This is a genomic window from uncultured Methanobrevibacter sp. (assembly GCF_902788255.1).
Lineage (GTDB): Archaea > Methanobacteriota > Methanobacteria > Methanobacteriales > Methanobacteriaceae > Methanocatella.
Window position 1 is genome coordinate 53248 of record NZ_CADAJR010000024.1, and the last position, 9400, is coordinate 62647.

Here is a 9400-nt window from a genome sequence, read left to right on the forward strand (position 1 = left end):
AAATGGTTTTAAAAGTAGTGTTATTGGATAATAATGAAAAGTTCATCAAATTTTTAGACCCTGATTTGATTCAGTTAGATGAAACAATGGAACAATACCAGTTAAGCACTATTTCAGTGAATTATAAAATTGATAATCATGAAACAGCTAAACAATTATTTAAAGTAGGTAATAAAATTTGGGTTAATGGTGATGACTCACTTAAAGACTGTTTATATGTTATTCCAGAATCTTTAAAAGAAGATTTTTTCAGTGAAAACAGTGTTGAATTTGAAGCGGAGGATGTTTTAACTGAATTAAATTTCGCACCTTTATTCACTCATACTATCATTACTTCGGATAACGGATTTGATATTGATAATAAAGGTGCTGTTACAGTTAATAGGCAAGCATTGGAATCCTGGTTTGGTAATTATTTCAATATTGGAGTTATTCAAAATTGTTTAAATGAATATCTTCAAAAAATTGCTCCTGTAGGAACAATGACTTTAATGGAATTACTTCGTTATATTGAAGAGGAAACAAGTAATGTTTTTGTTACAAGATATGAAAAAGACAAAAATTCAAATGTAATTCATAGGTATCTTGATTTTCTTAATCCTTCATCAAAAAAAGATTCTTGGAATTTAAGTTTTGAATATCATGTTCCTCAGGAATATGATGCTTCCGATACTAATCAGATACAAAGTTTACATGAAGATTTTGATGAACCTGCACAAACAATACATGATGAATCGTTAGATGAGGGGGATGCAGTTTCATTTGAAAATGATGACCTTAAATTAGTGGATGTCACTAATTTTAAATTGAATATAATTGAAGATGAGGAAATTTTAGAATCATTATCTGCTTCAGAAATCGGGTTATTTGGTAGAAGTGAAGAATATACATTTGATTTAAATTATTCAGAAGATGAAAACAAAAATGGTACTTTGAATGTTCATGTTATTGGTTATTCATATGATGAAAATCTTGCAAGTAATCCTAATGCCACAACACACATGAGCGAAACTGATAATAAACTCGCTCAAGATTATAACATAACTTTAGGTCATGAAGTTACAATACAATTGTACAATCCTGTTGATAATATTATTGAGCATGAGCAAACCATTAATCCTATTTTAAATAAAACTGTTGGAGATGTGTTAGATTTAGGATTTAATGTAGAAAATATTACTTTTGAAACAGATGAATCCGACACTTATAAAGCAGTGGCTCCTATAATTTCATTATCAGATGAATCTGGAACTAATTCATTAAACAAATCAGACATTGGAAAAATTATCAATAAATGGATTGATTTAAGTATTGAAAAAGGCCAAATTGTTCCAATGATTGTTCAAAGACAATCATTAACAACTGCACAAAAAAACGCATTAGGTGCTTCCAACTTAGAAAATAATTATTTTACCCGACCTTTAAAACCTAATGATTCTACAGATTCTAATGAACCCACATTTGAATATTTAATAGGTACTGCTTATTGGAAAGCACCTTTCTCAAAAATTAAGGATGAAATATATGTTACTGATGATGAGGATACTGGTGTGGAATATGATCAAATAGCGGGGAGGCCAGATCTGGGTTTGGATATGATGGAAACTGCAACTCCAAAATTATGTACTGTTGAAACATCTGATGAAGATGTATATGCTATATTCAATGATGTGTGCATGAAACTTAAAGATAAAAGGTTTCCTGAATTAAATATTGAAGTTGATGTTAAAAATTTCAATAAAGATAAAAGTAATAGTTATGATATCTTCGATAAAGTATATGTTAAATTACCTCGCTGCGATGAGTTAGTCATTGCAACAGTTAACAAAACCGTGAAAAATGCATACGACATAGGAGAGAATAAAGTTGAATTATCCAATTACAGTAACACTATCAAAGCATCCCCTGCAAGAACCATGATTGATGGAGAGAACATTAGTTTTAATTATCCGAAAAATGTAGTTTGGGGGGTTAATCTAATAAATATGGAAAATCAATCAGATACAATTAATAAACTGATTACATTTACATTATTTAAACAAGATGAAAATGGAACATCCTCTATCGTAAAATCATATAATCTAGAAACAGATAATAATGGACATGCCTCTTTAACCCTTTCTTCCGAACCTGGAAACTATCAAATGCAAGTTAACTTTGGAGGAGATGCAGAATTAGCTCCATCAAATGCAACATTTGACATTAACATATATGGAGACATAGTTAAAAATAATACAAGTGCAGGTTCCTCCTCTGCTTCTAAAAAGAGTAAAAATAAAACAAAAACTAAAAAAAGTTATTACAGTAAATATGGAGTATCTCCAGATGAAAAGGCCATACTTGCTATTGGTAAAGCATCCACTAAAAATGAAAAGAAAAAATATGGTACTAAAAAATTTTGGAAAGTGAAGCTCATTCGTAAATGTCATTGTGGATCCACTAAACTACATTGGGGATGGGACTGGGGTTCAAAATTCAGAGGAAAAACTGAAAGTGGAAGTAGTACCGGTCGAATAATTTGTGATAAATGTGGGGCAAGTTATACTATATTCGGGGAAGGAGGAAAACATGATTTAACAAGAATCGATGCTCCAGCCAAATCTTCAAAAACAGAAGCAAAAACCCTGAAAAAAGGAAAATACTTATATGATAAATGGACAGTTACAGTAAAACCTAAAAAAGTCAGTGGAAACAAAGGAGGAACAATAAACAGATCCAATCCTTCTAAAACTCAATCTGGCCAAGTTGATAATGAAGTTAAAAAAACAGCTAAAAAAATAGTTAAAAATAGAACTGGTGTTAAAGCAGCTAAACGAATCGCAAAATGGATTGTGGAGAATATTAAAACAGAAGATAGAAAAGGATTCTATCAATCACCTGCAAAAACACTAAAACGACATAAAGGTAATGACTGTTGCAAAACGGACCTACTCATGCACATGCTAGATGCCGTTGGAGTAATGAGTGAAGGTATCGCATGTTATTATGTTCATGTCCATAAAAAAACTAAAAAGAAAGGAACATTAAGACATGTATTCTGTAAAATAAATGGAAAATGGGTCGACCCTATGAAAAAACATCCATGGGGTCATTATAAAACAGGGTATGGAGCAGTTAAAAAAGCTGAAATTAAAAGATACCCATATCTTCCTTTCTCAAGAAAATATTAGATGATTTTTATGACTAGATTTATGAATGATGTCATCGTTAAGGCATCTAAAACAATACAAAAAAGTATACGTGAAGGCAAAGGTTTACCTGATAAAATATCCATGAAAGACAGTAACAGTAAAACACATAATTTATCTAAAAAAGAATATGCAGGACTATTTGAATCCCGTAATGTGTTTATTCTTAAACATGGAAGAGTTCCCAATTATGTGACTAAAAACAGTACTGCTAACAATCCTTTAGTTATGGATTATCAAGATTCAAGTGTAACCTGTGGGCCAACAAGTCTTAGTATGGCGGCTCAAATGTTGTATGGTAACACTAGTGAATCAGCATTTAAAAAAGCATGTAATACTGATTCAAATGGTACTAGTCCTGACGAACTTGTTGCAGGTGCTAAAAAATTAGGATATAAAGTAACAAAAATTGGTAGAAATAGTAGTGCTGTTAAAAATAGTTTGAAACTTGGAAAACCTGTAGTTGCACATATTGAAACTGGAGGGGGAACTAAACCTAAGTGTCTTGGATTTTTGAATAATTATGGTCATTACATTTTAATCTATGCGGTTAGTGGAGATTATTATTTGGTGGCTGATCCAACTAAAGGTATTAAAAAATGTGCTTTTAGTCAAATCAATAAAGCAACCAATGGTAGGTCTATACATTATTATAGTGTAAGTCCATTATAAAATGTGGTTGATGTAGGTTTTAACATTCCATCTTTAGAGTAATAGAGAATATGAAATAAGGATGTAAAAATGTTTATTATCCAAGTTAATATTTTGTTAAAATCTATGATTCGTTTAATAAAATGGAAGGAATATATTTTTTTTCCTTTTATTAAATGATTTATTGGGAATAAAGAGAAAAAAAGAACCTAATTATGGGGTACGAATCCCTGTAGAAAAATAACCTTTATTCCAATCATTATACTCAATGATTTTTATTCGACAAACTTAAGACCTTAAAATAAGGTTCTACATTATGTTCATAAGAACATATAGATTATGAGTTCAGCAGTGATTGCTGCGGAAATATGCACCAATAATGCTAGAATCTGCATAGTCTATCCTCCTTAGCGGAGCCGTAGTGAAAATATTTGTTCGCCAAATAATTTAACTCCTAAGTTTATAAAAGAGGGTTCTATTTTTAATTAAATAATATCTTTGATAAAACAAGTATATAAAAATTCATTAAATGTAATTGTCATAAAAAATAAGTAGTTTAATGCAATAACATTAATGCTATTGTATGTAAAAAATGGTTACATACAATTCGTACTAGCATTAATACCCTCCTTTATAAAACATAGAGTTTGAGTGCAATCAGTTGACATCATATAAAATGGTGTGAATCTTCTTGCTAATTAATAATATATTCTACTTGTTTATAAATATATCTTTTATAGAATATTTTTTTAAGGTGATGGGTTTATATTATTATATTGTAGAGAGTATTTTTATAGTCCTTACAATATTGTTAAGTGTATGTAAAATAGCTCATGAATTGATTCAAATCAATTTTATCTACTTTTTCAAGCAATGTAATGCCAAGGGTATTTTCCAATTTTCTTGTAAGCTTGGTATCTGGAGTCATTTTTCCGGCTTCAATTCTGTTTATAACTGAAACCCTTTCATTGATTTTTTTACCTAGAACTTCTCGAGACCAGTTTTTAGCTTCTCTGGCTTTTCTCACTTCAACATTGAAGTCTTCAATAAGCTCCTCTGAAGGTTCATCATTTCTAGAATATGGTTTATTTCTAGTTGTAGTTGGTCTTTTTGTCTTGTTTTGTTTAACATATTTTGGTTTTGGTGGTGCTTTTTGTATTTTACCAAGTTTTGAGCACTCTTTACACACAACCATAACTGATCCTTCGATTTTTGCTTTTATAGGATTGTTTTCAGGCACAGGTTTGCCGCAAATTTCACATTCCATCTTAATCAGTTCCTCTTATTTTTTGATTAAATATTTATTATTAATGTTATTTAATGATTGTTAGTACATGTTAAAATGAATACCTTTAAATACTTTAAAGTTACTAATTGTTATTAAAGTAACATGTTGTTGAAATTTTAAACTAACTGGAGATGATTCACATGGATGATTTTAATGATTTGGAAAATTCTTCAAAGGAACAATTAGTTGAAAAAATCGACTTTATGCAAGAAGAAATTGATTCCTTAAGGGAAGAAAAATCCAAAGCTAAAAGTAACTTGATGTGGAAAGTTAGGAAGTTAGAAAAGGATAAAGTCTTAATAGAAAATGAAAAGATTAGACTTGAAAGAGAAGTAAAGTCTCTAAGATCTGAAGTAGATAGATTTAGATCACCTCCTTTAGTGCTTGCTACTATTACAGAAGTATTAGATGATCACAGAATGACAGTGAAAAGTAGCACAGGACCTAGTTTCCTTGTTAATTATTCAAAATTCTTAGATGAAAAATTATTAGTTCCTGGTTCAAGAGTAGCTCTTAATCAACAGACATTCGGTATTGTTGAAGTATTGCCGTCTGAAAAAGATGCAAACGTTTCCGGAATGGAAATTGAAGAAAAACCAGATATCACTTATGAAAAAATTGGTGGATTGGAAGAACAAATTAGGGAAGTTAAAGAAACTGTTGAGCTTCCTTTAACAGAACCGGAATTATTTGAAAAGGTAGGTATTGAACCACCAAAAGGAATATTATTATATGGACCTCCTGGAACCGGTAAGACCTTGCTTGCAAAAGCGGTGGCAAATGAAACCAATGCTACATTCATTAAAGTTGTAGCATCTGAATTCGTTAAAAAATACATTGGTGAAGGTGCAAGATTAGTTCGTGAAGTATTTGAACTTGCAAAAGAAAAAGCACCTGCAATCATATTCATTGACGAATTGGATGCGGTTGCTGCCAAAAGGCTCAAAAGTTCCACAAGTGGTGACAGAGAAGTTCAAAGAACTCTTATGCAATTGCTTGCAGAACTTGACGGATTTGAATCCAGGGGAGATATCGGAATTATTGGTGCTACCAACAGGCCGGATATCTTGGACCCTGCATTATTACGTCCTGGACGTTTTGACAGATTTATTGAAGTTCCACTTCCAAATGAAGATGGAAGACGTGAAATTCTCAAAATCCACACTAAAAACATGTCATTTGATGAAGAAGCTGATGTCGATTTATTAGCTAACTTGACAGATGGATTGTCTGGTGCTGATTTGAAAGCAGTATGTACCGAAGCAGGTATGTTTGCAATTCGTGAAAAACGTGACAAAATTTCAGTAGATGACTTCATGGACGCTATTGAAAAGGTCATGGAGAAAAACAAAGAAGATGAAATATTCAAATCAGAAGCAGGTATGATGTTTGGATAAATCTAATTTATTAATAAGCCAATGATGAACCCTATGAGCTCTGATATGTGATGAATGATGGGCGAGCTGAGGCTTATTTTTTTATACTTTTTTTGTAAAACTTTATTTAAAATAAAATTCTAATAGAATAATTATGTTATTTAATAATGATGAAACAGGGGCAAATGACAGGGTCATTTATAAAACTAAACCTAACATGCTTTTAGGTTGCAAAAAAGCAATTTTTGGAATAGTTTTATTGATAGTTATTTTATCAGTCTCACCTATTATCATCAGGTTCATGGGTAATCTGCAGGTTTATCTGATTTCTCATATCAATCTTCCACTGACCCGCTATGTCGCTATTGCATTTTTTGTTGTCATTCTTATTAATGTGGTTTATATTATTTGGCAGCTGATTGGATGGTACTCCAAGGAATACATTCTGACCGATACTAAAATCATAATCAAGTCTGGTGTCATATCCACCAAAAAGAATTACATGCCTTATGCAACAATTCAGGATATAAATACCTCTCAAAGTATTTTTGCCAGACTATTCAATGTCGGATCAGTTTCTGTTTTCAGTGCCTATGATAACAATCAGATGGAGTTAAAAGATATTTCAAATCCTTCCGAAGTTGAAGAGATAATATTTTCCAGAATGACTGGACCAAGAAATTTCCAGGCTCCTCCTCAATCAATGCCTCATTATCAGGAAAGAATGTATGAAGATAATTACGGTTTGGAGGATGAATATGTCAATCATGATGATTATTTGGGTAGAAATGACTATTATGATGAATATGAGCCTATCACTCCTATAACTCATGAAAGAAACTCTCCTCAAAGGGCGGAATATGATTATTACCCTGAAGATAGGGTCAGTGTCAAAAATAACCCTCGCCACACTTATGAATATGAACCTTACTCAGGTTTTGACAATCCTAGAAACAACCCTCCAAGGGAAAACCATTATAATCAAAGGACCGATGATTATTCTTATAGAAGTGAAGATTATTATCAAAATAATGAACCTCAAGATTATTATGAGGAAGTTGTTGAAAAGCATCCCCAAAATTCACAGGAAGATATGGGTTTGTCCGAGGATGTAATTCAAAGGCATTTTGACAAATTCAAGAAATAGGTTTCAAAATGTGTTAATATTTAAGGTTATTCCAAATTTTCTTTTTAATAAAGCAACAAATATATTCGGATTTAGGTGAATTTCATGGAATTATTATGTATACAATCACAGGAACATCCTGAACTGCCATTGGCGGAACTGAATGCAGTTATTGAATGTGAAGAAATGGACACTCAAGTTGATTGGGTAACCGAGGGTTTAGTCATTTTAAAAGATATTTCTCAGGAAAATTTTAATCCATACTATGAGATTTTAACCAGAAGACTGGGTTACACTCACGAGGTTCATGAACTGATTTTGAAAACCGATGTGGATAATCTTGAAAAGGATGTTCTGACTGTTGACTGGTCAGCATATATTGATGAAAGTTTTGCCGTACGTGTTAAAAGAATTCGTTCCGAAATTGACACTGTAGGATATGAAAGAAAATTGGGTACATTGATTCTTGATAATTCACAGAATATTAAAGTCAATCTATCAAAACCGAAAACATTGGTTAGGGTAGTTGCACATGATAATGATTTATTTGTGGGTATTGAAAGGATTAAATTGGACAAAAAACATTTTGAAGACAGTAAACCTCATAAAAGACCATTTTTCTATCCTGGATCTATGAATCCAAAACTTGCAAGATGCATGGTAAACCTTTCCAGGATTAGGGAAGGGGAGCTGTTGCTTGATCCGTTTTGCGGTACAGGAGGAATACTGATTGAAGCCGGATTAATAGGATGTAAACTGGTTGGATCAGATATTTATTGGAAAATGCAGAATGGTACTGCCATTAACTTGGATTATTATGGAATAACAGACTACAGAACTTTCCATTTGGACGTTCGTGAACTTAAGATGTATGAAAAGGTTGCAAGTGTGGTTACAGATCCCCCTTATGGAATCTCCACATCAACTGGTGATGTTGATGGTGAGGAGATATTCAATGAATTTTTCCATGCAATCTATGACAATATGAAGGATGACGCTTACCTTTGTATGGCTTCTCCTCATTATGTTGATTTAAAACCTATGGTTGATGAAGTAGGATTTGAAATAGTTGAACAATATGGCATTAAAATGCATAGAAGTTTAACAAGAATTATTTCTGTAATCCGTAAAAAATTGGATTAATATATAAATATTGCCAATACATTTATATACTACTTATTTTTACCAACACTTTTGAGTATGTAAAACTCCATACTCTTCTTTATTTTATTATTTCATTGATTTTTCATTTTTTATTTTGATTTTTTAAGATTTTTAAAATTATTTTTTGTATATTTTTTAAAAATTTGATATTGATTATAATATTGATTTTCATTTGTTATTTTTACATTAAAAGTTATTTTATATTGTTATGTAAATATTGATATATTTTTGCAATATTTTTTAATTGAATTTGTTAATGAAATTTGTCTGTCTATTAAATGTGCTATGTGTTTTATGGCGATGACCTAAGTAACATTGTATGGAACAATTTTTACTATGATGGTTGCTTTCCACATGTAGCTATACATTTTGTGAGTACTTGAATTTTCTCAAGTATGATGTTGGTTTTGTAGTATGTGGTGAATTAGTTACAAACTAGTTTAGTGTAATACTCGTCTATATTTTAGCGTACTTCATAATACTTTATACTTATTATGTCTGTTATGTGTTCAATTCTGTTTGATCCTGGCAGATGTTACTGCTATTGGGATTCGATTAAGCCATGCAAGTCGAACGAGTTTAGGCTCGTGGCGTACGGCTCAGTAAC

General features: G+C 31.4%; 6 protein-coding genes and 1 rRNA gene. 6 read left to right on the forward strand and 1 reads right to left on the reverse strand.

Features of this window, described 5'->3' with window-relative positions:
* Positions 1-2: 2 nt before the first annotated feature.
* Complete coding sequence (locus QZV03_RS07690) at positions 3-3170, forward strand: hypothetical protein (protein ID WP_296875533.1); 3168 nt, start codon at positions 3-5, stop codon at positions 3168-3170.
* A 9-nt stretch (positions 3171-3179) separates the two neighbouring features.
* Entirely contained in the window at positions 3180-3860 is a 681-nt protein-coding gene (locus QZV03_RS07695; RefSeq protein ID WP_296875535.1) for a cysteine peptidase family C39 domain-containing protein, read from the forward strand.
* Positions 3861-4650: 790 nt separating this feature from the next.
* Here the strand turns inward: QZV03_RS07695 and QZV03_RS07700 are convergent.
* Positions 4651-5106, reverse strand: coding sequence for a multiprotein bridging factor aMBF1 (locus QZV03_RS07700; RefSeq protein WP_296875536.1), 456 nt, complete (start codon positions 5104-5106; stop codon positions 4651-4653).
* Positions 5107-5330: 224 nt separating this feature from the next.
* On the opposite strand from QZV03_RS07700, the gene QZV03_RS07705 reads away from it, so the two are divergent.
* From QZV03_RS07705 to QZV03_RS07720, 4 genes are all read left to right on the forward strand, one after another.
* Positions 5331-6524 (forward strand): proteasome-activating nucleotidase, encoded by a 1194-nt coding sequence (locus QZV03_RS07705; protein ID WP_394350683.1) that lies wholly within the window; start codon positions 5331-5333, stop codon positions 6522-6524.
* A 133-nt stretch (positions 6525-6657) separates the two neighbouring features.
* A complete protein-coding gene (locus QZV03_RS07710; RefSeq protein WP_296875555.1) occupies positions 6658-7650 on the forward strand; it encodes a PH domain-containing protein in 993 nt (330 codons plus the stop codon).
* A gap of 84 nt (positions 7651-7734) precedes the next feature.
* Positions 7735-8772 (forward strand): TIGR01177 family methyltransferase, encoded by a 1038-nt coding sequence (locus QZV03_RS07715; protein WP_296875557.1) that lies wholly within the window; start codon positions 7735-7737, stop codon positions 8770-8772.
* Positions 8773-9305: 533 nt separating this feature from the next.
* Positions 9306-9400, forward strand: a 16S ribosomal RNA gene (locus QZV03_RS07720); the annotation flags it as partial.